The following is a 23,446-nucleotide window of genomic DNA, read 5'->3' as shown; positions in this document are numbered from 1 at the left end:
TCGTGGGGGTCCGAGCGGTCCGCCGTGCGGGGGCCGGCCCCCGCACGGCGGACCGCTCGGTGTGGGGTCCGGGGCGGAGCCCGGGGTTGGGACACCGCACAGCGGCAGCTGGGCCAGAGGGTCCGGGGCGGGGCCCGGGAAACGGAGAAGGGGCGGGGCGGGGAGACGGCTCCGCGCAGCGCCGGCCCGCCGGCTCCGGGCCGGCGTGCCTCCCCCGGCTCCGGGAGTCCGGCGGCGGAGCGATCGGCTCCGTACCCGGCAGCGGGCGGGGAGGCGACGGGTACCGGGAGCTGCCCGGGGCCCGGGGCCCGGGGGTCCGGGGCCCGACCCCGGAGCACGGACTGCGGGGGCAGGGGCCCTGGGACGCCCGGTGGGCTGAGCCGGCCCCGGCCGTCGGCACGGCCTGCCCCGAAGCGCGGGCCCCGGGGGCAGGCGTGGCGCCCCGGGGGTGCGGCCCGGAGGTGCGGGCCGGGGGGTGCGGCCCGGGGGGTGCGGGCCGGGGGGTGCGGGCCGCACCGCGGAGGTGGCGCCCCCGGAGGTGCGGTCCGGGGGGCGGGCGGCGTTCCGGGGGTGCGGCGAGGGGGCAGGGGCGGCGCCCCCCGGGGGTGCGGGCCGGGGGCGGGGCCGGAAATGCGGGGCGGGCACGTACCATGGCGGCATGTCCTTCCTCCGCCGCAACCGCGCCGCCACACCCGCCGGCCCGGACTTCGACGTCCTGGCCATGGACCCGGGGGACTGGCCGGGCAATCTCGGGGCCGGGCTGCTGCCCGCGCCCGACGGCAGCTGCCAGGGCGTCTTTCTCCGCTACGACCTGTTCGGCGGACGCGGCCCCGCAATGATCATCGGAAACCTCCCCGAGGGCTCCCCGGCCCGGGAGCTCACCGACGGCCAGGTCCCCTTCGAGGTGGCCCAGCTCCTCGACGCCCTCGAGAACGACGAGGACGTCGAGGTCACCGGCATCGAGGACTGCCCCGTCATGCAGGGCGACAACCTCCTCATCGTCCGGAAGGTCAAGCTCTCCGAGGGCCGGATCAGCTGCGTGCAGTTCGACCGCAGCGACAACGTGCTGGTCACCATCGCCAGCTGGGACCGGCCCATCACGGACGACCTGTACGCACTGCTCAAGCCGCTCCCCGCCGAGCTCTTCCAGCAGGGCTAGGCACCCGCAGCGCTACGCGTCCGCGATGTCGTTCGCCGCCACGTAGCCGAACGTCATCGCGGGGCCGATCGTCGATCCCGCCCCCGCGTAGCTGTGGCCCATCACCGCCGCGCTGGCGTTGCCCGCCGCCCACAGGCCCCGGATCACCGAGCCGTCCGGGCGCAGCGCGCGGGCCCGCGCGTCCGTGACGATGCCGCCCTTCGTGCCCAGGTCACCCGGCACGATCTTGAAGGCGTAGAACGGCGGCGCCCAGATCGGGGCCAGGCACGAGTTCGGCTGGACGCCGGGGTCCGTGTAGTAGTGGTCGTACGCCGTGTCTCCCCGGTGGAAATCGGGGTCGGCGCCGTTCCACGCCTGGGCGTTGAACCGGTTCAGGGTCGCCCGCAGCGCCCCCGCCGGAACCCCGATCTGGCCCGCCAGCGCGTCCCAGGTCCACGCCTTCTTCGCCGCGCCCGCCTCGTACCAGGCGTCCGGGAAGACGATCGTCGGCAGGACGTCCTTGAACAGGTATTTGTTGCGGTAGTTCTGATCCACGATCAGCCAGGCCGGGATGTGCGAGCCCGTAGCCCCCCGGTCCTTCTCGTACATCACGTGCACCACATCGCTGTACGGGGCCGCCTCGTTGACGAACCGCGCACCCGCCCGGTTCACGATCAGCCCGCCGGGAAGCGTGCGCTCCGCCAGGCAGAAGTACGGCTCCCCGGGCAGCGGGATCGACGGTCCCCACCAGGCGTCCTCCATCAGCGCCAGCGCAGCCCCGGCCCGCTGCCCCGCCCGGATCCCGTCGCCCGTGTTCTCCTTGGCGCCGACCGACCACTGGGTGGCGATGGGCTGCTGCTGGTACTGCGCCCGCATCTCCGCGTTGTGCTCGAAACCGCCCGAGCCGACGATCACGCCCTTGCGGGCCCGTACGACACCCCGTACGCCCTCCTTCTCCACCACGACACCGGTGACGGCGCCCCCCTCCTGCACCAGGTCGACCAACGGGCTGTTCAGCCACACCGGCACCCCCGCCCGCATCAGCCCGGCCCGCAGACCGGCCGCCAGCGCCTGGCCCATCGTCAGCGGCTTCTGCCCGCACAGCGCGGCCTTGGTGCCGCGCGCCAGGCACTCCGTGGACACCGCGAGGCCCTTGGCGTTCACGGCCGCCAGGTTCAGCCACTTGTAGTCCTGGCTGAAGACCACCATCCCGGCCGGCACCGACATGTACGCCGGGTTCAGCCGGGCCAGTTCGGCGCCCAGGAGATGGCCGTCGATCTGGTCGGGCTCGATGGACCGGCCGTTCGGCAGCCCGCCCGGCAGGTTCGGATAGTAGTCGCTGTACCCGTCCATGTACCGGAAGCGCAGCGGGCTGTTGGCCATCACGAAGTCCAGCATCCGGGGGCCGTTGGCGAGGAAGGCCGCCTGCCGGTCCGCCGGCGAGCCGTCGCCGACGACCGCCGCGAGGTACGTCGCCGCCTTCTGCGGGGTGTCGGGCACGCCCGCCGCCAGGATCACCGAGTTGTTCGGCAGCCAGATCCCGGCCCCGGAGCGCGCCGCCGAACCGCCGAACGTCGGCGCCTTCTCGACCACCAGCACGCTCAGGCCCCGCTTGGCGGCGGTGAGCGCGGCGGTCATCCCGGAGGCCCCGGACCCGACCACGACCACGTCGTACTCGCCGAGCGGAACCCCCGTACCGGCTCCGTCGGCGGCCCGAGCGGTGGCCGACGGCAGCGCGGCTGCGGCGAGCACCCCCGCCCCGGCCCCGGCGAGGACCGTACGGCGGGAAGGAGGGGTGGGGCATGCGGACTCGGCGCTTGCGGACATGGGCGGGCTCCAGCGAAGTGGGAGGGCGGGGGCGTCGGCGGCTCCAGCATTTCTGATGCTGAGTCAGAAAAGGTGTTCGCGGGATCATGTGATGTCAAGGCATGTGCAGGGGTGGCGAGACGGCCCCGAACGCACGAAATCCCGTGGTACGCACACCGGGTGCGTACGGCACGGGATTTTCGTACGGGGTCGGGCCGCCGGGATCAGCGGGTCCCGACCGCCGCGCGGACCGCCCTGCGGGCCATGCCGCAGTCGTCGTGCAGACGGCGCAGCAGCAGCCGCTGCTCCTCGCCGGAGGACAGGGAGCCCACCGGCAGCGGGTGGCTCGGGGCGGTGGCCAGCATGGAGCGCTGGACCGCCGTCTCACACATCCGGATCTCCCGCGTCAGCACCAGCATCAGGTTGACCAGGAACGCGTCCCGCGAGGCCGGACCGGCCGACTGGGCGAGCCGGCTGATCTGGCTGCGGGCGGCCGGGGCGTCGCCCAGCACCGTCCACAGCGTGGCCAGGTCGTAGCCGGGCAGGTACCAGCCCGCGTGCTCCCAGTCGAGCAGCACCGGCCCCGCCGGGGACAGCAGCAGGTTCGACAGGAGCGCGTCACCGTGGTTGAACTGCCGCTGGACGCCCGCCAGTTTCAGCCCGCACAGCAGCTTCTGGAGATCACCCAGATCCCGGTCGGTGAGCAGTCCCAGCTCGTGGTAACGCGCCACGCGCTGCCCGTAGTTCAGCGGGTCCCCGAAAAGATCGGCCGGCGGACGCCACTGGTTCACCCGGCACACCGCGCCCAGCGCGGCCCGTACGTCGGCCCGCGGCGGGGCCTCCACGGGGTGCCTCTGCAAAGCCGCGACCCGGCCCGCCATCCGCTCGACCACCAGCGTGCAGTTCTCGGGGTCCGCGGCGATCAGCCGCGGCACCCGGACCGGCGGGCGGTGCCGGACGAACGCCCGGTACGACGCTATTTCGTGCCGGTACCGCTCGCGCCATTCCGGCGAGTGGTCCAGTAAGACCTTGGCGACCGCGGTCGTCCGGCCTGTCGTCCCGACCAGGAGGACCGACCGGCCGCTGCGCCGCAGCACCTGGACCGGCGCGAACTCCGGACAGATCCGCTGCACCGAGGCCAGCGCGGTGCGCAGCTGCGCACCTTGCGGCCCCGAGAGGTCGATTCTTCCGCTGAGCGGCTGCGATCCGGCACCCGGCATCCGCCGCGCCCGTACGGCGCCCTGCGCCGGTGCCGCCTGGCGGCCGGGATCGAGGTAGGGGCCGCCGCCCGCCTGGAGCGTGCGGTGCGGCCGGACCGGGGCGGACACGGAGGACGTTGCTGCGTACATGGCGTTACGGATCCCTTCGTGCGCCGACGAGTTGCGTACGCCACCCCGCCGGTCCCGTACTTCACCCTGGGGAGTTCCGCCCGGAGACCGGGTCGGGGAGGCGCATTCCTACCTGACACCCGGCCGTGGGTGGCGGACCACGAAGCGTGCCCTGGCGAAGCCTGGCGAATATGCACGGGGCCTCTGACGGCGGGCTACTGTCAAATCAGCCGAGAACCTGGGGGCTTGACGTGAGCAAAGGACCAAACACCCGCCTGAACGACTTGTTCGGTCTGGCCGGCTGGTCGAAGGGTGAGCTGGCGAGGATGGTCAACCGGCAGGCGGCGGCCATGGGCCACCACCAGCTGGCCACGGACACCTCGCGGGTACGGCGCTGGATCGACGTGGGGGAGACCCCGCGCGAACCGGTGCCCACCGTACTGGCAGCCCTGTTCACCGAGCGGCTCGGTCGTGTCGTGACCATCGAGGACCTCGGGTTCGTACGGCAGCGGCGCACCACCAAACGGCAGCCGGACGGGGTGAGGGAGAACCCCGACGGAGTGCCCTGGGCGCCCGAACGCACAGCCGCGGTCCTCACCGAATTCACGGGAATGGACCTCATGCTCAACCGTCGCGGTCTGATGGGCGCGGGTGTCGCGCTCACCGCCGGCTCCGCCCTCACCCATGCCATGAACGACTGGCTCCACACCGATCCCGCCCCCGCCAAGGCCCCGCAGAACTTCGGCGACTCCTACCAGGCCGATCCGATCGGCTACGACCGCTACGAAGCCGCCCCCATCGGCTCCCAGGAGATCGAGGCGCTGGAGCGCTCCGTGGAAGTGTTCCGGGCCTGGGACGCCTCGCGAGGAGGCGGACTGCAGCGCAAGGCCGTGGTCGGCCAGCTCAACGAGGTCGGCGGCATGCTCGCGTACCACCACCCCGACCACCTCCAGCGGCGGCTGTGGGGGGTGGCGGCCAACCTGGCGGTGCTGGCGGGCTGGATGTCCCACGACGTGGGTCTCGAACCCACCGCGCAGAAGTACTTCGTGATCGCCGCGCACGCGGCCCGAGAGGGCGGGGACCGGCCGCGGGCCGGCGAAGCGCTGTCCCGGGCCGCCCGCCAGATGGTCCACCTGGGCAAGCCCCACGAGGCCCTGGACCTGATGAAACTGGCCCAGTCCGGTTCGGGCGAGCAGACCCTGCCCCGTACCCGCGCCATGCTGCACACCATCGAGGCCTGGGCGCAGGCGGCGATGGGCAAGGGCCAGGCCATGCGCCGCACCCTGGGCGAGGCCGAGGACCTGTTCGTCTCGGACAAGGGCGATGTTCCCCCGCCGTCATGGATGCAGAACTTCGACGAGGCGGACCTGCACGGCATGCAGGCCCTGGCCTTCCGCACCCTCGCCGATCACGACCCGTCGGCCGCGCCGATCGCCCAGCGGCACGCCCAGGAGGCGCTGCGGCTGCGCTCCGGCGGCCACCAGCGCTCGCAGATCTTCGACTACATCTCCATGGCGTCGGCCTGCTTCATCGCCGACGACCCGGAGCAGGCCGACCGCTACGCCCGGCTCGCGCTGGTCTCGATGAACGAGACCTCCTCGCACCGGACCTGGGACCGGCTGCGCGAGATGTACCGGCTGACCGGGCAGTACGCCGGGTACGCGGGGATCGAGGACCTGCGCGCGGAGATCGAACTGGCCCTGCCGAACAGCCCGTCGCAGCGCACCGTCTAGCCCCCCATGGCATCTGTCCCCACGACACCTGTCCCCATGACACCTGTACGGAGACGAGAACGGCCGCGCCTTGCGGCGCGGCCCTGAAGCGGTACCCGTCGGCCCGTCGCGGGGCGGTCAGCCCCCGACCCTGGCCACCAGGACGCAGGCATCGTCCTCGCGTTCACCCACACCGAACTCCTCGACCACCATCCGCACGCAGCCCTGCGCCGACCGCGCGCCCGCGAACCGCGGCGCGAGGGCCAGCAGCCGCTCGGTGCCGTCCGCCCGGCTGAACTCGATGCTGCGCGGCGTCAGCCCGTCCGTGTGCAGGACGAGCACGTCGCCCGGTTCCAGCCGCTCCTCGGCCTGCCCGTACGCCGCCCCGGAGGTCGCGCCCAGCAGTACGCCCTCCGGCGGCTGCAGGGTGCGGCCCGAGCCGCCGCGGAACAGCAGCGGGGCCGGGTGGCCGGCCTGCGCCCAGGACAGCACACGGCGGGCGGGATCGTAGCGGCAGCACACCGCCGAGCCGAGCGCCGGCTGGACGGAGGACTCCAGGAGCTGGTTGAGCCAGCCCATCAGCGGGCCCGGCTCGATCCCGGCCATCGCCATGCCGCGCAGGGCGCCGAGCATCATCGCCATCCCGGAGGTGGCCGTCACCCCGTGCCCGGTCAGGTCGCCCACGGTCAGCAGCGAGCGCCCGTCGGGCAGTTCGAGCGCGTCGTACCAGTCCCCACCGATTAGCGCGCTCTTCGCGGCGGGCAGGTAGTGCGCGGCGACGTCGAGTGCGCCGGTGGTGTGGTGCGGGAACCGCAGGGAGCCGCGCCACGGGGGGAGCACGGCTTCCTGCAGCTCGACCGCCAGCCGGTGCTCGGTCTGCGCGATCTCCCGCCGGCGCTGCAGCGAGTCACGGGACTCGCGTACGGCGCGCTGGCTTCGGCGCAGCTCACTCACGTCCCGGAGCACGGCCCACATGGAGGCCGTGCAGCCGTCGGAGTCGAGTACCGGCTCGCCTCGCATGTGCAGCGTCCGGACGCGGCCGTCGGACCGGACGATGCGGAACTCGCCGTCGATCGGCCTCCCGTCGACCAGACAGGCCGTCACCATCGAGGTCAGCAGCGGCTGGTCCTCGGAGAAGAGGGTGGAGCCGAGTTCGTCGAGGGGGAGCGGGCCCGCCTCGGGCGAGCGGCCGAAGATCTGGAACAGCTCCTCGGACCAGTTGACTTCGTCGGTGAGCAGGTTCCACTCGGCGCTGCCGACGCGGGTCTGCTGCGCCTCGGGCCCGGCCGCCTCGTTCTCCGTCGCGCCCTCGGCGAGCTCATCGAGTTCGTCGAGTTCGGGGGCGGCCGGCAGGCCCTCCTTGAGCTGGCCCAAGTGCTCGCCCAGGTCGTCGAGCTGGTGGACGGCCAGATCGCACAGCGCCCGCTGCCAGCGGCCCTGCGCGTCGTCGTCGTCGACGACGGTGTCGCGGCGCACCGCGTCCACCTCGCCGCGGAGCCGCCGGGTCTGCGAGATCAGCGCGTCCACCGACCCTGGCTCGGGCGGCTGCGCGGGACGGTCCGCGAAGAGGTGGGACGGCATGAGAACTCCGATACAGGCGGCGCGGTACGGCCATGTCTGAAGGAAGGACCGGTTACGACTGTTGCACAGGCGGCGACGACCCGTAAGTCGTTTGGCAACATCCGTAACGGCCTTGCTTCAGGCATATGCCAAGGGCCTCCCGGCCCCCCCTTCGCGTGTACGAACGTTTCCGGTCAGCCCTTCCGGGGCCTGCCTGCGGTCTCCGGCGTCACACGCTGAGCGGCACCGGGTGGATCTCGCTGGCCGGGTGCCCGGTGCGCTCGTGGATACGCATCACCGCGTCGGCCGAGGGCGCCTCGGACAGGCAGTACACCGTGCCGGAGGTGGGGTCGGCCCAGGCGCGCTCGAAGTGCACCTTCTCCTCGTGCTCGATCGCCAGATCCGCCTTGTGGGCGGCCATCAGCTCGGCTGCCGTAATGCCCTTCATGCCGTGGTGGACATCCATGTACATGGTCACCGCCGCACACCTCCTCGCGTGATTTCGGCGCGTACGGCCGTCTCTCCTCCCATCGTCCTCCCGCGGCCGGAAACCGGCCCTCCGGAGGGCGCGGATCGATCGTACGGGCGAGACGTACGCCACTTCCGGGCGGCGAAATCCGTACGCGAGCCGGATCAACGCCCCCGCGGGGGTACCCCCGAACGAAGGACCCCGTCCGTGCGCGGGCTGGACGGCACTCGCTTCCCAGATCATCCCGAGATCGCTACGCTACGTGCCGGTAATGAGGCGGTGGAGGTCCGTGCAGGCGGATCCGCGCAGGGTGGGGACGCAGAACATGACCGGGCAGAGCCGCCGCTCCTTCCTCACATACCTCGTCGCGGCGCCGACGCTCGCCCTCGTCACCCGGGCCGGGGCCGATGCCCTCGCCCCACAGCCCGCCCACGCCGTGGTCCCGAGCCTGCCCGCCCCCGCCGATCTGGTGGATCTCGGCGACCTGTTCATCCTGGCCGGCGCGCCCACCTCGGCCCTGCTGGCGCTCTCCGTGGAGGCGGACGGGAGCATCCGCTTCCGGCTGCCCCGCGAGGAGGTCGGCCAGGGGCTCACCACCGCCGTCGCCATGCTCGTCGCGGAGGAGCTCGACGCGCCGCTGGCCGCCGTCCGCGTGGAACTGGACGACGCGCGGCCCGAGCTGCTGTTCAACCAGCTCACCGGGAGCTCCAACTCCATCCGCTCCCTCTACGGGCCGGTCCGGCAGACCGCCGCCACCGCCCGGGCCCGTCTCGTTGCCGCGGCCGCCCGCCGCTGGAACGTCGCCGCCTCCTCGCTGACCACCGCGAACGGCGTCGTACGGGCGCCCGACGGTCGTACCGCCGCGTACGGCGGCCTCGCCGCGGCCGCCGCCGACCCCGCCCTGATCGTCCTCGGCGCCACCCCCAAGAAGGCGGCCGAGCACTCCCTCGTCGGCCGGCCCACCGGCCGGATCGACGCCCGCGCCATGGTGACCGGCGCCCAGCAGTACACCCTCGACCTCGACGTGCCCGGCGCCAAGCCCTGCGTGGTGCGCCGCCCGCCCAGCCTCGGCGGCAGCGTGAAGGGCGTCGCCAACCTCGCCGCCGTCCGGGCCATGCCCGGCGTCCTGCACGTGGTCACCGTCCCGACCGGCGTCGCCGTCGTCGCCGAGACCTTCGGCCAGGCCCTCGACGCCAAGGCCGCCCTCCAGGTCACCTGGGGCCCCGGCCCCGCCGACCAGCTCTCCGACGACCAGATCCGCGCCAAGCTGCGCGCCGCCACCCCGCCGCTGCTGGTGCCGCCGCTGCTCACCCCGTACGTGGACGCCGCATTCGACTTCGCCTTCGTCAGCCACGCGCCCATGGAGACCAACTCCGCCGTGGCCGACGTACGGGAGGACCGCGCCGAGATCTGGTCCGGGCTCAAGTCCCCCATCGTGGCCCGCGAGACCATCGCCGCCGATCTCGGCCTGCCGCTCGACAAGGTCACCGTGCACGTGGTCCAGGCCGGCGGCTCCTTCGGGCGGCGGCTCTTCTTCGACGCCGCGCTGGAGGCCGCCCGGGTGTCGAAGGCCTGCCGCCGTCCCGTCAGGCTGATGTGGACCCGTGTCGACGACACCCGGCACGGCCGGATGCGCCCCGCCACCCACCACAAGATCCGCGCCACCCATCTGCTGGGCGAGGTGCTCTCGTTCGAGCACCGGGTGGCCGCCGCCGAGACCGACTTCCGGCACGGACTCGGCGAGATCATCACCGCCACCGCCGCCAGCCTGCCGCTCGGCATCGGCAACGCCACCCTCGCGCAGACCCTGTTCCACACCACGATCAAGTCCCCCTACCACTTCGGGCTCACCACCCACGGGCTCAGCGAGGTGCCCACCGGCATCCCGACCGGGTCCTGGCGCTCGGTGTACTCCGCCAACACCCGGGGCGCCGAGGAGATCGTGGTCGACGAACTCGCCGCGCGGACCGGCAAGGACCCGTACCAGTTCCGGCGCACCTTCCTGAAGACCGACGCCCAGCGCGCCGTGCTCGACAAAGCGGCGACGGAGGGGGAGTGGGGGCGGCCTGTGCCGGCGGGCTGCGCGCAGGGGATCGCCTTCCACGAGGAGTACAAGTCCCGTACGGCCTGCCTGGTCGAGATCGACGCCCGGGACCCGGAACGCGTCCGCGTCACCAAGGCCGTCATCGCGGTGGACGTGGGCCTGCCCGTCAACCCGCGCGGACTGGAGGCCCAGATGATCGGGGGTCTCACCGACGCGATCTCCACCACCCTGAGGGCCGGGCTGCACCTGGACAAGGGCCTCCCGCTGGAGGGCAGTTACAGCCAGTTCCACTGGGCGCGGCAGCGCGACACCCCGCAGGACGTACGGGTCTTCGTGCTGCCGGCCACCGGGGAGGAGCCGGGCGGCGCGGGCGAGCTCGGAGTCCCGGCGGCGGTCGGCGCGATCGCCAACGCCTGGGCCAGGGCCACCGGTGCCAAGCCGCGCAGCTTCCCCCTCGACTTCGACGTCGACTTCACCCCGTACCCCCGCTAGCCGGTAGCCCAGTTCAGGAGAGTCCGCCGTGCCCTCGCACACCTTCACCGTCAACGGGCGGAGCGTCACCGTGGACGCGCCCGACGATCTGCCCCTGCTGTGGGTCCTCCGCGACATGCTGGGCGTGCGCGGCCCCAAGTACGGCTGCGGCGTGGACGTCTGCAAGGCCTGCACCAGCCATCTCGACGGGTCGGACATCCGCCCGTGCGTGGTGCCCGTCTCCGCGTGCGCCGGCAAGACGGTGACCACCATCGAGGGGCTGGCGGAGGGGGACGCGCTGCACCCCGTGCAGGAGGCCTGGCTCGAACAGGACGTCGCCCAGTGCGGTTTCTGCCAGCCCGGCCAGATCATGGCCGCCGTCGCGCTGCTGAAGCGCACCGGCGCGCCCACCGACGAGGACATCGACGCGATCGCCAACATCTGCCGCTGCGGCACCTACTTCCGTATCCGGGAGGCCATCCGCAGCGCGGCCGCCCGGATGTGAGCCGCCCGGCTGTCAGCCGCGCGGCCGTGAGCGAGAGGGGCCCCGGCGACTCCCCCGTCGATGCCGGGACCCGACCGCTCGGGGACAAACCTAGGCGCCCGGCCGCAGGTTGGCAGGGTCCGCCCTGCACAGTGACGGGGCGGGACGGGTATCACGGAGCACAGTGATACGACGGGTGGCCGACCGCGACGGCGCACCCCGGACCGAAGGGAGCCCCTCATTTCGCACCCGCCCGTCCCTCATACGCCCGCGGCGGCGCCACCGCCCGCCGACCGGGCCCGCAGCCGGTCCGAGGACATCCTCAAGGTGCACCGGATCGCCCACTCCGGCGGCTCGGCCGCCCTGTTGGAGTGGCTCGCCGCCCGGCTGGGCGGCTGGACCGGCGTGGTGGACGCCGACGCGCCCGCAGGCCCCGAGCTCGCCGTCCGCGGGGCCGCGGAACTGAGCACCCGGGGCGTGCGTTCGGCCGTCCTGCACGGCGAGCGCGCGGCCGCGCTGCTGTTCGCGCTGGACGGGGGCCGCGCCCTGGCCGCCGTACTCGACCTGCCGCACCACCCGGAAGCGCCCGCGCTGCTCGCGGACTCCGCCGCGGTACTGGCCCTCGTCCTGCGCGCCGAGGAGGCCGAGCGGCGCGAGGAGCGGGCCGAGCTCGCCGAATCGCGTGCCCGCGAGGCGGTCCTGCACCTGCTGATGAACGGCCGGCTCTCCACCGCCCACCAGATCGCCGAGGCGCTCACGCCCTCGCTGCCGGATCCGCTGCGGATGTACGTCGTGGAATGCGGGGCCGGGCAACGGGGCGAGGTGGCCCGGCTCTGCGCGGAGCTGACGGGCGGCCGGGCCTGGATCGTGCGCTGCCCGGTGTACGTAGGCCACCTCATCGCCTTGGTCCCGGCCGGTCCCGCGACGGTCTCGGCCGAGCACGATCCGCTGTCCGAGGCGCTGGTGGGCGTGGCCCGCGACCGCGCGGTCGGGGTCAGCGGGCACCTGCGGCTGCGCGAGGCCCCGGCGGCGTACACCCAGGCGTTCCACGCCCTGGCCGTCGCCCGCGGCCGCGCCGGGCGGCACGCCCGCTTCGGCCCCGGGCCCGAGCTGGAGCTGGCCGCCCACGGGGCCGGAACCGGCTGGGCCGAGACCCTGCTCGCGCCCCTGCACACCTACGAACCCCGGCGTCCACAGGACCCCGGCCCGCAGGAGCTGCGGGCCACGGCCCACGCGTGGCTGAACTTCGGCCCGCACGCGACGCGGCTGCTGAAGATCCACCGCAACACCCTGGCCACCCGGCTGCGCCTGATCGAGTCGGTGCTCGGCAGGGACCTCGCGCGCCTGCCCGAGCAGGCGGAGCTCTCGCTCGCGCTCCGGCTGACCCCGGGCGGGCCGGGCGCCTCCCCGGGTGTCCGGCTCGGCGCTCCGGCCGATCTGGACGGCGTACTGCGCCACCCCGACCTGGCGGCCTGGGCCCGTGCGCACCTGGCGCCGCTGACCGGGCGCGAGGCCCCGCCCGGCGCCCGTGAGACCGTACGGGCCTGGCTGCGGCACGACGCCCACCTGGTCCCGGCGGCGCTCGCGCTCGGGATCTCGGTGCCGGGCACGCGCAAGCGGCTGACCCGGATCGAGGTCCTGCTGGAGCGCTCGCTGCTCCAGTCGCCGAGCGCCCGCCACGACCTGTGGCTGGCCCACCGGGCCGAGGAACTGGCCCGGCTCGCCGGGCCCGCGGCATGACACAGTCCCGATAAGGGACAAACCGCATGAAACATGCACGATCATGCCGGGATGAGGCGTATCAATCTCAAGCGCGTGCTGGTGGGTGAACCGCTCGACACCGCACGGTTGGGCGAGACCCTGCTGCCCAAACGGCTCGCGCTGCCGATCTTCTGCAGTGACCCGCTCTCCTCCGTGGCCTACGCCACCGAGGAGATCCTGCTGATCCTCGCCCTCGGCGGCGCGGCGCTGCTCCACCTCGCCTGGTACGCGGCCGCCGCCATCGTCTTCCTGATGATCGTGGTCGTCGCCTCCTACCGGCAGACCTGCTACGCCTATCCCGGCGGCGGCGGTGCCTACGTCGTCAGCTCGGAGAACCTCGGCCAGACCGCCGCCCTGACGGCGGCCAGCGCACTGCTCGTCGACTACGTCATGACCGTCGCCGTCTCCGTGGTCTCCGGCGTGGACGCCATCACCTCCGCGATCCCCTCGCTCAGCGACCACGAAGTCGGCCTGTCGGTGGGGTTCGTGGTGGTGCTGATGCTGATGAACCTGCGCGGCGTACGGGAGTCGGGACGCATCTTCGCCGTTCCGACCTACGGATTCGTCCTCGTCATCTACGTCATGTTCGCCGTGGCGGCCGTCCGGATCGCGACCGGCGACACCATCCGCGCCGAGTCCGCCGACCTCCCGATCACCGCGGAGGCCACGTTCACCGGCCTGGGCCTGGTGCTCCTCGTGATGCGGGCCTTCGCCTCGGGCTGTACGGCGCTGACCGGCGTCGAGGCGATCAGCAACGGAGTGCCCGCCTTCCGGAGGCCCAAGAGCCGCAATGCCGCCAACACCCTGGCCGTGATGGGCGTCCTGTCGGTGACCATGTTCCTCGGCATCACCATCCTCGCCATGGTCTACCAGGTGCACGTCGCCGCCGACCCGACGGAACTGGGCCTGCCGGCCGGCACACCGATGTCCACCGCGCTCGCCCAGATCGGCCGTGCCACCTTCGGGAGCTGGCACTTCCTCTTCTACCTGCTCCAGGCCGTCACCGCGGGCGTGCTGATCCTCGCCGCGAACACCGCCTTCAACGGCTTCCCGATGCTCGCCTCGATCCTGGCCAAGGACCGGTACGCGCCGCGCCAGCTCTTCAACCGCGGCGACCGCCTCGTCTACTCCAACGGCATCGTGCTGCTCGCGCTCACCGCCGTCGCCCTCATCATCGCCTTCGACGCCCAGCTGACCCGCCTCATCCAGCTCTACATCATCGGCGTCTTCGTCTCCTTCACCCTCTCCCAGTCGGGCATGGTCCGGCACTGGCGGCGGGAGCTCGCCTCCCCGGCCACGCCCAAGGCGGAGCGGATCCACATCCACCGGAGGCTGGCGATCAACGCGGTCGGTGCCACCCTGACCGCCGTGGTCCTGATCATCGTCCTGACCACCAAGTTCACGCACGGCGCCTGGCTGGTCGTCATCGCGATGCCGCTGCTCTTCCTCGGCATGAAGGGGGTCCGCCGGCACTACGACAGGGTCTCGGCCCAGGTCGCCGTCGCCTCCGGGGTCAAACCGCGCAAGCCCTCCCGCCACCATGTGCTGGTGCTCGTGTCCAACGTGCACGCCCCGACGCTGAAGGCACTCGGCTACGCACAGGCGCTGCGGCCGGACACCCTGACCGCCGTCACCGTCGCCGCCGACGAGGAGGACGCGCGGCGGCTGCGCGAGGCCTGGGCGGAGCACGACCCGGGCGTACCGCTGAAGATCCTGCACTCCCCGTACCGCGAGGTCATCGGGCCGGTGCTCGCGTACGTGCAGGAGCTGGCCGCCGCCGAGGGGACGGACATCCTGTCCGTGGTGATCCCCGAGTACGTGGTGGGGCACTGGTGGGAGCAGCCCCTGCACAACCAGAACGCGTTCCGGCTGAAGGCGAGGCTGCTGTTCACCCCCGGGGTCGCGGTGATCGACGTACCGTACCTGCTGGAGTCGGCGCGGTCGGGGGAGTCGGCGGAGTCGGCGAGTTCGGCGAGGTAGCGGGGGCGTTCGCGCGCTGGAGCACCGCCGCATGGGCCAGTGCCAGCTCCACCACGTGCGCGGGGTCGGAGAGCGTGCGGCCGGTGAGCTGCTCCAGGCGGCGCAGCCGGTTCGAGACGGTGTTGCGGTGGCAGTACAGCCGCTGTGCGGCGTACGTCGTCGAGCCCTGGCAGGTCAGCCAGGTGCCCAGCGTGGTCAGCAGCACCCGGCGGTCCTCCGCGGGCAGCGCCAGCACCGGGCCGAGCACCACCTGCCGCAGCCGGCCCGCGAGTTCGGCCTGGGAGGCGACCAGCGCGGTCGGCAGCCGCTCGTCCAGCAGGGCGGTGCACGGACCGCCGGACGCAGGGGCGGTGCGCAGCGCGAGCGCGGCCAGCCGGTGCGCCCGGGCCAGGTCCCCGGGGCTCTCCACGACCGGGCTGACCCCGGCCCGGGCCCCGAGCGGGCCGAGCAGCTCCCGTACGGACTCCAGGGGATGGTGGCCCAGCTCCACCAGGCCGATCTCCCCTTCGGCGCGGATCCGCCACAGCACGCGCAGGCCGTCAGGGGCGAGCGGGCCGCCGGAACCACCCGGACTTCCCGGGGCGCCCGGTGCGCCCGGGGCGAGTACGACGACCGCGAAGCGGCCGCGCCCGGGGAGGCCGAGCCGGTCCGCCGCATCCACGGCCGCGGGGCCGTCCGGCGGGCCCGCGCCGTCGAGCAGCGCGTCGAGCAGGGCGGCCCGGCGCTCCTGGTCGCGGTCGCGGCGCGCGGTTTCCGTGCCGCGGTACGCGTCGGCCATGGCGTCCGTCAGCTGGTCCAGTACGTCCCACAGCACGGCCGCGGCCGGCAGCAGCCGGGGCAGCGCCGCCGGGTCGTGCGCGGCCACCGCCTCGTTGAGGGTCTGCCACACCATGCGGCCGCCGCGCCGGTAAGTGCGCAGCAACGAGGCGAGCGGCAGACCCTGTTCGGCCAGGAGCGTGCCGGTGGCGCGGGCGCCGGCGAGCTCCACGGGCAGCCCGCGGATGCCGCGGTCCAGGCCCTCGACGCACTGCCGGAGGCCGAGGCGGATCCGCTCGCGCAGCTCGGCCCGGCCGAGCAGGGCGCAGTATGCGGGATCCTCGGCCAGCGTCCGGTCGGCGAGCCGGTCCGCCGTCACGGTGATACGGCGGGACAGGTCCTCGCGTATCTCCTCGGTGATCCGCTCCATGACGGGCAGGGTGACACGGGGGAGGGGGCGGTGGGGAGGGCCGGGACCGGGCGACCGCCGGGGCGTGGTGATCTTATGTCCGGATGTGCGCGAGTCAGCTGGGATTGCGGGCCGGGAACGACTTTTATGGGGGTGCCAGGACTCGTACCGGAGCAGGGGGAGTATTCATGGTCACCGACGGCGGTCAGAAGGACAGCGAGAGCAGCGGCGAGGGCGGCGAGAGCGCACCCACCCTGATCGGTTCCGTGCAGCGGGCGCTGCGCCTTCTGGAGGCGATGTACGCCGAGGGCGGGGTGACGGCGAAACGGCTCGCGCGGCTCACCGGCATTCCGCTGCCCACCGTCTACCACCTGCTGCGCACCCTCAGCCACGAGGGATACGTCGAGCGCGAGGGCGGTGCCTTCCGGCTCGCGGAGCATCTTCCGCTTGCGTCGTGAGCCGCCGACCGAGCCCCCCGGTGACACCCGCGCGCCCTGTGCGCCCCGTGCGCCGTCTTGTGTGATCCACAGCCGTGATCAACATTCGTGATCAGAAGTCGACGGGTTCCGGCCACGCAGCCGCGTGGTTCTGTGCATGTTCCCGCGGAAAATGCCAGAAGCCCCTTCCGTGCAGTGGAACGTGAGTAAGTTCCCTCCTGTCGCGCCGTAGACCGTGCACTTCGCACGTCTGGCCGGGAGGGGAGCCCGCGTGCCCGGGATCGACGAATGCCTGCTCGAAGCCATGGCCCTGCCTGGTGCGCGGGGGGCCGCGCTGGTCGACTGGAGCAGCGGACTGGCCCTCGGCACCGCCGGGGACTCTCCGGTCGGCGACCACGAGACCACCGCCGCCGAGACCGCCGAGCTGGCCCGGGCGGCCGCCGAGTACGAGTCCTTCGCCCAGCCGGCACCCGAATCCGCACCGGGACCGGACCTGGGCCAAACGGGCCTGGGCCTGCCCGTGGAGGACCTGATCGTCACCACCCGCACCGGCTACCACGTCCTCCGCTTCGTCGAGACCAGCTTCGACAGCAGCGTCTTCCTCCACCTTTGGCTGGACCGCACCGACGGCAACCTCGCCCTCGCCCGGCACAGACTCCGCATCCTCGCCGAGGGGCTGGTCCTCAGATGACCGCCGCCCAGGTGGGCGGCCTAGCCGCCGTCGCCGTCTCGCCCCTCCTGACCCGGCTCGCCGCGGAGCGCGCCACCGGCGCCCTGCTCCGCGACCGCGGCACCCTCTTTCTGGAGGACGGCCGCATCGTGCACGCCGAGAGCCCGGCCACCCCCGGCCTCGACGTCCTGCTCACCACCGGCGGCGGCCTCGCCCCCGAACGCTGGCGCGAGGCCGTGGACCGGGCCGGCGCCCGCCGCCAGGTCGCCCGCTTCCTCGTGGACAGCGGTGGCCTCGCCGGCGGTGAGCTGGAGATCTGCCACCTCGCCGCCATCTTCGACGCCGCGTTCTTCGCCCTCTCCCCGGGCACCGGACCCTCCCGGTTCCGCCGCGGGGCCACCCACTGGATCGGCTCCGTCCGCTCGGTCCCGGCCGCCGCCGTCGAACGGGAGACCCGGCGCCGGCGCGAGCTGCTCGACGCGGTGTGGCCGTACCCGCTGCTGGACACCTCCCCCGTGGTGCCCCGGACCGCCGCCCCCGGCCAGACCGTCACCCCCCGCCAGCGGGTCCTGCTCGCCAGGGCGGACGGCGCACGGACCCCGGCGGACCTCGCGTGGGTGCTGGGCCGCCCGGCCTTCCACACGCTGCTCGACGTACGGCGCCTCGCGGCGGCAGGGCTCGTCGAGACCCCGCACGCGCCGGCCCCGGCACCGGTCGAAACACCCCTGCCCGACTGGATCACCCAGACGCAATCCCCGGACGTGGCGCTGCTCCGCCGGTTACGCGACGCACTGGAGGCAAGCCTGTGAGGCTCCCGCTGCGACCGGCTCTGCGCTCAGAGCGCGCCGACCGCTCCGAGCGGAGGCAGCCCGAAAGGAGAAAGGCCGACATGAGCACGGCGATGGTGCCCCCCGAGGCCGAAGCCGACATACTCGCCGAGCTCCGCAGGCTGCGCGCCCGGGTCCCCCAGCTCACCGGCGCCCTCGCCGGCAGCGCCGACGGCCTGGTCCTCGCGCAGGACAGCGCCGCCATCGAGGTGGAGTCCGTCGCGGCCCTGACCGCCGCCGCCCTCGGCGTGGCCCAGCGGCTCAGCGACACCACCGGCCAGGGCGGATTCCGTGAACTCCTGATACGCGGCGAACACGGATACGTGGCCACCTACGCGGCCGGGGACGCCGCCGTCCTCACCCTGATCGCGGAGCCCCGCGTCAACGTCGGCCGGCTCCACCTGGAGGCCCGCCGCTCCAGCCTCCGCATAGCCGAGCTCATCGACCAGGTCCTCGGGCGCCGCGGCCCCGAGGACCCGCACGTCCATGTCGGTACGGACCAGGCGTAGTCAGTACAGACCGGGCATGAAAACCCACCGGAATCCGCCGGAACCCACCGGAACCCACCGGTAAACCGCCTGAAATTCGCCAGAACACAGAGACAAGAAAGAAGAGGAGCCACTCATGGCCAACGTGGAGACCGCTCTCAAGGAAACCCTCGCCACCATCGACGGCGCGATCGGCGCCGCCCTGGTCGACTACGGCAGCGGCATGGCCCTCGGTACCATCGGCGGCGGCAAGGACCTCGACCTCGCCGTGGCCGCGGCCGGCAACACCGACGTGGTCCGCGCCAAGGTCCGCACGATGGAGATGCTCGGCCTCAAGGACGAGATCGAAGACATCCTGATCACCCTCGGCAGCCAGTACCACCTCATCCGGCTGCTGAAGAGCCGCGACTCCAAGGGGTTCTTCCTCTACCTCGCGCTCGACCGCGGCCGGGCCAACCTCGCGATGGCCCGGCACCAGCTCAAGAAGATCGAGGCGGAGCTCGAAGTCTGAGCAGACGTTCGGTCCGATCCCGACGCCGAGGTGGCGGGCGGCTGAATTCTTTGCCGTCCGCCCCGGGCGTCACGGGTCATATGTCCAGGATGGGGGGACTTTATCATCCCGTTACCGAGTAGGATGCTCTCATCACCTGATCATCGAAATAGCTTGAAACGCTGGAGAACCCGCCACCCATGCCCCCGCGCCTGAGCATCGTCGTCCCCGTCTACAACGTCGAGCTCTATCTCGACGAGTGCCTGGAGTCCATTGCCGCCCAGACGTTCGCCGACTTCGAGTGCATCCTCGTGGACGACGGGTCCACCGACACCAGCGCCGTCATCGCCAAGGCTTTCGCCGCGCGGGACAAGCGTTTCCGGGTCGTCATGCAGGAGAACGCCGGACTCGGCGCCGCCCGCAACGTGGGCGCCCGCCACGCCTCCGAGGACAGCGAGTACCTGGCCTTCGTCGACAGTGACGACACGATGCCGGACTACGCGTACGAGCGCCTGATCGCCGCCCTCGACGAGACCGGTTCGGACTTCGCCGGCGGCAACGTGAAGCGTTTCCGCTCCGTCGGCATGCAGCAGTCCTGGGGCCACCGGGCCGCCTTCGCCAAGACGCAGCTGAAGACCCACATCTCCAAGTTCCCGGCGCTGGTCACCGACCGCACCGCGTGGAACAAGGTCTACCGGCGCAGCTTCTGGGACGAGCACGGCTTCCAGTACCCCGAGGGCATCCTCTACGAGGACGCCCCGGTCAGCATCCCCGCGCACTACTTCGCGTCCAGCGTCGACGTCATCAGCGACTGCGTCTACCACTGGCGCGTGCGCGAGACCGGCGAGCGCTCCATCACCCAGCGCTCCACCGACCCGGTCTCCCTGATCGACCGCGTCACCTCCGTCCGCCTGGTCCGCGAGGCCCTCAAGGCCAAGGAGGGCGCCAAGTACGCCCGCTACCTGCGCGACTACGACTACAACGTGCTGAGCGAGGAACTCCCGCTCATCTACAAGTACGTCGGTGAGGGCGGAGCCGACTTCCGCGCCGCCTTCGTCAAGGAGGTCGGCGGCCTCGTCCGCGAGATCGGCACCGGCCCCTGGTCCGACCTGACCGTCGCCGACCGCCTCAAGGCGTACCTGGCCCGCGAAGGCCGCGTCGAGGACTTCATCGCCCTCACGCAGCACCAGAGCGACTACTCGTACAGCGTCCCCGTCAAGGGGCTGGCCCGCCCGCAGGCCGACTACCCGTTCCTGCACGGCCGTCCGCCGGTCCCCGCCAAGATCCTCACCCTCGGCCCGCGCGAGCGCCGCGTCGTCAGCCGCCTCGAGCAGGCCGTCTGGAGCGACGGCAAGCTGCTGCTGCGCGGCTACGCGCTGCCCGGCCACCTCGGCGCGGAGAGCCGCCTCGGCTCGCGCAAGATGCTCGTCTTCCGCGAGGGGGGCAAGCGCCGCCGTACCGTCGTCACCGCCCGTACGGTCGCCTCCCCGATGGCCACCGTCAACGCCGCGCACCTCGCGCTGCGGCACGCCGACTGGGCCGGTTTCACCGCCGTCGTCGACCCCACCGCCTTCCAGTCGGGTGGCAAGTGGATCGACGGCATATGGACCACCTCCGTCGCCGTCACCGGCGCCGGCGGCCTGCACCGCGCCCGCCTCAAGGGCGGTGAGTCCGACTCCGGCCAGAACCCGCCCGCCCACTGGGTGACCCCGGACGTCCGCATCGTCCCGAACGCCACCGGCGCCCTCACCATCCAGGTCGAGACCGTCCGGGCCCGCGCCCTCGACGTCCGCCGGGCCGGCGAAGACGCCGTCGAGGTGGCCGGCGAGCTCGCCGCCGAGATCGGCGTCGGCGCCACCCTGCGCGCCGAGCACGTCTCCACCGCCGCCGTCCTCACCTTCCCGATCGAGACCGCCGCCGCGAGCGGCTCCCGCGGCGCCGGCCGGATCCCGTTCACCGTCCGCGTACCGCTGGCCGAGCTGGCCGCCGTACCGGACGCGGAGTGCGAGCCCGGCGAGTGGGCCCCCGAGCCGTGGAGCCTGACCGTGGTCGGCGCCGACGGCTCCGAGCACCGCCTCGCGCACGACGAGCGCGGCGGATTCGCCGGCCTGGTCGTTCCCCTGACCGGCGGGAACGCCGACCGCGCCCTCTTCGCCAAGCGCGGCAACACCGGACACCTGACCCTCTCCGTGCAGCCCTCGCCGCCGCTCGTCGACTCGGTCACCGGCCAGGACGGCACCCTCACGATCAAGGGCCGGCTCGTCGCGCCCGCCGACGAGCCGTACGAGCTGGTCCTGCACGACGCGCACGGCGTCGAGTTCAGCTACCCCGTCACCCGGGACGGCGACCGCTTCGAATCCGTCTTCGAGCCCGTCCTCCCCGAGTCCTACGCCGGCCGCACCACGCTGCCGAAGGGCCGCTGGTGGCCCACCCTGCGTCCGCTCGCCCAGGGCGGCACCACCGCGGGCCTGCTCGGTGTCGACCGAGGCGCCCCGGTGCAGCTCGCGCCCACCGCCCTGCACGCCGGACCGCACGCGATCACCGTCCAGGGCCGCCGGATGCGGGTCGAGGCCCGCTTCTACGACCGCATGGTGCTCGTCGCCGACCCGCTGCTCAGCCCGCACGACCGGACCCGGTACGCCACGCGCGTCACCCGGTACGAGACCTACCCGGCGCAGCGCGCCCTGCCGGTCAAGGACATCGTCGTCTACGACACCCACCAGGGGAACGGCGCGGGCGACTCGCCCCGCGCCATCCACGAGGAACTGCTGCGCCGCGGCGAGAAGCTGGACCACGTCTGGCTCGTCCGCGACGGCCGCGCCGAGGTCCCCCCGACCGCCCGCGCCGTGCAGTACGACAGCACCGAGGCCTGGGAGGTCCTGGCCCGGGCCCGCTACTACGTCGTGAACGACAGCGTGCCGCAGCGCTTCCAGCGCCGCGCCGGCCAGATCGTCGTCCAGACCTGGCACGGGACGCCGATCAAGGAGATCGGCCACGACTTCATCCACGACTACTACACGAGCCCCGAGATCCTGGAGGCACTGGAGCACGACAGCGCCCAGTGGTCGCTGCTCGCCTCCCCGAGCTCGTACGCGACGCCGCTGCTCAAGCGTGCCCTCGGCTACCAGGGCGAGGTCATCGAGTCCGGCAGCCCGCGCACGGACGCGCTCGTCAAGCCCGACGCGCAGCGGATCGCCGAGGTCCGCCGCCGGCTCGGCCTGCCCGAGGGCAAGAAGGTCGTCCTCTACATGCCGACCTGGCGCGAGAACCGCGAGGGCTGGTCGGGCGGCTACAAGCTCGACCTCCAGATCGACCTGGACGCGGCGCGGCGCGAGCTCGGCGAGGACCACGTCCTGCTGGTCCGCGGCCACCACCACGTGACCGAGCAGGTACGGGACAACGTGCGCGACGGGTTCGTCGTCGACGTGTCCCGCTGGCCCGACGCGACGGACCTGCTGCTCGTCGCCGACGTCCTCATCTCGGACTACTCCTCGGTGCTGTTCGACTTCGCGCTCACCGACCGGCCGATCCTGCTCTTCACGTACGACATGGAGCACTACCGGACCACGCTGCGCGGCTTCAACTTCGACCTGGCCGCGAAGGCCCCCGGCCCGCTGCTGGCGGACTCGGCGAGCCTGATCGAGGCCGTACGGGGCGCGGACGCGCTCGGGGCGGAGTTCAAGGAGGCGCGGGCCGCGTTCCGCGCCGAGTTCTGCGACCTGGACGACGGCGGCGCCGCCGAGCGCGTCGTCGACCGGATGCTCTCCATGGCGGCCAAGCCGGCGGTGTAAGCCGTTGGAGTGCATTCAGGAAGCGTTGCCGACCGGCCCCGGGCCCACCGATGAATTTCGGGCCCGGGGCCGGTCTGTATAGGAGCGAGACGGTGCCCCACCGCACGGACTCGACCACGCACCCGCCTGGAGGCAGTCATGAGCAGCAGCAACGGATTCACCACGTGTCTGTGGTTCGACGGCAACGCGGCGGCCGCCGCCGACTACTACGTGTCCGTCTTCAAGGACGGGAAGATCGGGCGGACCGGCTACTACAACGAGGCGGGAGCGGGCAAGGCCGGTGACGTGATGGCCGTCGAGTTCGAGATCAACGGCCAGAAGTTCATCGGCCTCAACGGCGGCCCGCAGTTCCCGTTCACCGAGGCGATCTCGTTCCAGATCCACTGCGCCGAGGAGGCGGAGTCGGACTACTACTACGACGAGCTGACGAAGGACGGCGGCCAGGAATCCGCCTGCGGCTGGGTCAAGGACAAGTTCGGGGTGTCCTGGCAGGTCATCCCGCCCGGCGCCATCGAGCTGGTCACCGACGCGGACCCGGGGCGCTCCGCCCGCGCCACCGCGGCCATGATGAAGATGAAGAAGCTGGACGTGGCGGAGATGCGCAGGGCGGCCGACGCGGGCTAGAGGGTGTCTGGCGGGCCGGGCCCGGCCCGCCAGACACCCCCTAGGTGTTCTGTCCAGGGAGGTTGTGGACGGGTGATGCAGGTCTCGGCTGAGGGATCTTGAACGAGTGAGGGCCTTCCGGGTTCGGTGTGGATTGCGACGTCTACACCGACCAGAAAGGCCCTCGTGCCCCACCGTAATGCACCCCTGACCGAGACCGGA

Annotated in this window: 17 protein-coding genes and 1 pseudogene; 13 read left to right on the top strand and 5 right to left on the bottom strand. The window is 72.7% G+C overall.

Annotated features, from left to right (window positions below):
• Positions 1 to 658: 658 nt before the first annotated feature.
• A complete protein-coding gene (locus ACIQU4_RS35100) occupies positions 659 to 1,159 on the top strand; it encodes a hypothetical protein (protein WP_053692757.1) in 501 nt (166 codons plus the stop codon).
• Between the two features lie 12 nt (positions 1,160 to 1,171).
• Here ACIQU4_RS35100 and kstD read toward each other — a convergent pair whose 3' ends face one another.
• Positions 1,172 to 2,965, bottom strand: a complete 1,794-nt coding sequence (kstD, locus tag ACIQU4_RS35095; RefSeq protein WP_403739610.1) for a 3-oxosteroid 1-dehydrogenase — start codon at positions 2,963 to 2,965, stop codon at positions 1,172 to 1,174.
• Positions 2,966 to 3,168: 203 nt separating this feature from the next.
• Positions 3,169 to 4,293, bottom strand: a complete 1,125-nt coding sequence (locus ACIQU4_RS35090; protein ID WP_403739607.1) for an aminoglycoside phosphotransferase family protein — start codon at positions 4,291 to 4,293, stop codon at positions 3,169 to 3,171.
• Positions 4,294 to 4,523: 230 nt separating this feature from the next.
• Here ACIQU4_RS35090 and ACIQU4_RS35085 point away from each other — a divergent pair, with 230 nt between their 5' ends.
• Positions 4,524 to 6,005 (top strand): hypothetical protein, encoded by a 1,482-nt coding sequence (locus tag ACIQU4_RS35085; protein WP_403739604.1) that lies wholly within the window; start codon positions 4,524 to 4,526, stop codon positions 6,003 to 6,005.
• 117 nt (positions 6,006 to 6,122) lie between these two features.
• Here ACIQU4_RS35085 and ACIQU4_RS35080 read toward each other — a convergent pair whose 3' ends face one another.
• Both ACIQU4_RS35080 and ACIQU4_RS35075 read right to left on the bottom strand, forming a co-directional pair.
• Positions 6,123 to 7,565: a PP2C family protein-serine/threonine phosphatase gene (locus tag ACIQU4_RS35080; RefSeq protein WP_403739601.1), complete on the bottom strand. Its 1,443-nt coding sequence runs from the start codon at positions 7,563 to 7,565 to the stop codon at positions 6,123 to 6,125.
• 208 nt (positions 7,566 to 7,773) lie between these two features.
• Positions 7,774 to 8,022, bottom strand: coding sequence for an SCO4226 family nickel-binding protein (locus ACIQU4_RS35075; protein ID WP_403739598.1), 249 nt, complete (start codon positions 8,020 to 8,022; stop codon positions 7,774 to 7,776).
• 316 nt (positions 8,023 to 8,338) lie between these two features.
• Between ACIQU4_RS35075 and ACIQU4_RS35070 the strand changes: the two genes are divergently transcribed.
• The 4 genes from ACIQU4_RS35070 (at position 8,339) to ACIQU4_RS35055 (ending at position 14,753) form a co-directional block, all read left to right on the top strand.
• The gene (locus ACIQU4_RS35070; RefSeq protein ID WP_403739595.1) at positions 8,339 to 10,549 is read left to right on the top strand and encodes a molybdopterin cofactor-binding domain-containing protein; all 2,211 of its coding nucleotides are present in this window, start codon (positions 8,339 to 8,341) and stop codon (positions 10,547 to 10,549) included.
• Between the two features lie 28 nt (positions 10,550 to 10,577).
• Positions 10,578 to 11,033, top strand: a complete 456-nt coding sequence (locus tag ACIQU4_RS35065) for a (2Fe-2S)-binding protein (RefSeq protein WP_403739592.1) — start codon at positions 10,578 to 10,580, stop codon at positions 11,031 to 11,033.
• Positions 11,034 to 11,339: 306 nt separating this feature from the next.
• Positions 11,340 to 12,752 carry a helix-turn-helix domain-containing protein gene (locus ACIQU4_RS35060; protein WP_403739589.1) on the top strand — a complete coding sequence of 471 codons (1,413 nt, stop codon included), beginning with the start codon at positions 11,340 to 11,342 and terminating at the stop codon, positions 12,750 to 12,752.
• A gap of 51 nt (positions 12,753 to 12,803) precedes the next feature.
• The gene (locus ACIQU4_RS35055; protein WP_403739586.1) at positions 12,804 to 14,753 is read left to right on the top strand and encodes an APC family permease; all 1,950 of its coding nucleotides are present in this window, start codon (positions 12,804 to 12,806) and stop codon (positions 14,751 to 14,753) included.
• Here ACIQU4_RS35055 and ACIQU4_RS35050 read toward each other — a convergent pair.
• Positions 14,662 to 15,939, bottom strand: coding sequence for a helix-turn-helix domain-containing protein (locus ACIQU4_RS35050; protein WP_403739583.1), 1,278 nt, complete (start codon positions 15,937 to 15,939; stop codon positions 14,662 to 14,664). The two genes, ACIQU4_RS35055 and ACIQU4_RS35050, sit on opposite strands and share 92 nt — an antisense overlap.
• Positions 15,940 to 16,106: 167 nt before the next feature.
• Here ACIQU4_RS35050 and ACIQU4_RS35045 point away from each other — a divergent pair.
• The 7 genes and pseudogenes from ACIQU4_RS35045 to ACIQU4_RS35015 all read left to right on the top strand — a co-directional run.
• Positions 16,107 to 16,355: pseudogene (locus ACIQU4_RS35045) on the top strand (helix-turn-helix domain-containing protein); the annotation flags it as partial.
• A gap of 271 nt (positions 16,356 to 16,626) precedes the next feature.
• On the top strand, positions 16,627 to 17,046 hold the full coding sequence (locus tag ACIQU4_RS35040) for a hypothetical protein (protein WP_403739580.1): 420 nt from the start codon (positions 16,627 to 16,629) through the stop codon (positions 17,044 to 17,046).
• Positions 17,043 to 17,834, top strand: a complete 792-nt coding sequence (locus tag ACIQU4_RS35035) for a transcriptional regulator (RefSeq protein ID WP_403739578.1) — start codon at positions 17,043 to 17,045, stop codon at positions 17,832 to 17,834. Before ACIQU4_RS35040 ends, ACIQU4_RS35035 begins: the two co-directional genes overlap by 4 nt.
• 80 nt (positions 17,835 to 17,914) lie before the next feature.
• Entirely contained in the window at positions 17,915 to 18,361 is a 447-nt protein-coding gene (locus ACIQU4_RS35030) for a roadblock/LC7 domain-containing protein (RefSeq protein WP_403739575.1), read from the top strand.
• A 115-nt stretch (positions 18,362 to 18,476) separates the two neighbouring features.
• Positions 18,477 to 18,851 carry a hypothetical protein gene (locus tag ACIQU4_RS35025; protein WP_365956099.1) on the top strand — a complete coding sequence of 125 codons (375 nt, stop codon included), beginning with the start codon at positions 18,477 to 18,479 and terminating at the stop codon, positions 18,849 to 18,851.
• 179 nt (positions 18,852 to 19,030) lie between these two features.
• Positions 19,031 to 22,621 carry a CDP-glycerol glycerophosphotransferase family protein gene (locus tag ACIQU4_RS35020; RefSeq protein WP_403739571.1) on the top strand — a complete coding sequence of 1,197 codons (3,591 nt, stop codon included), beginning with the start codon at positions 19,031 to 19,033 and terminating at the stop codon, positions 22,619 to 22,621.
• A gap of 138 nt (positions 22,622 to 22,759) precedes the next feature.
• Entirely contained in the window at positions 22,760 to 23,245 is a 486-nt protein-coding gene (locus ACIQU4_RS35015; protein ID WP_403739568.1) for a VOC family protein, read from the top strand.
• Positions 23,246 to 23,446 lie beyond the last annotated feature (201 nt).

Source organism: Streptomyces sp. NPDC090741 (assembly GCF_044769045.1).
GTDB lineage: Bacteria > Actinomycetota > Actinomycetes > Streptomycetales > Streptomycetaceae > Streptomyces.
Note: the sequence above shows the minus strand (reverse complement) of the source record. Positions and strands in the feature narration are given on the sequence as shown.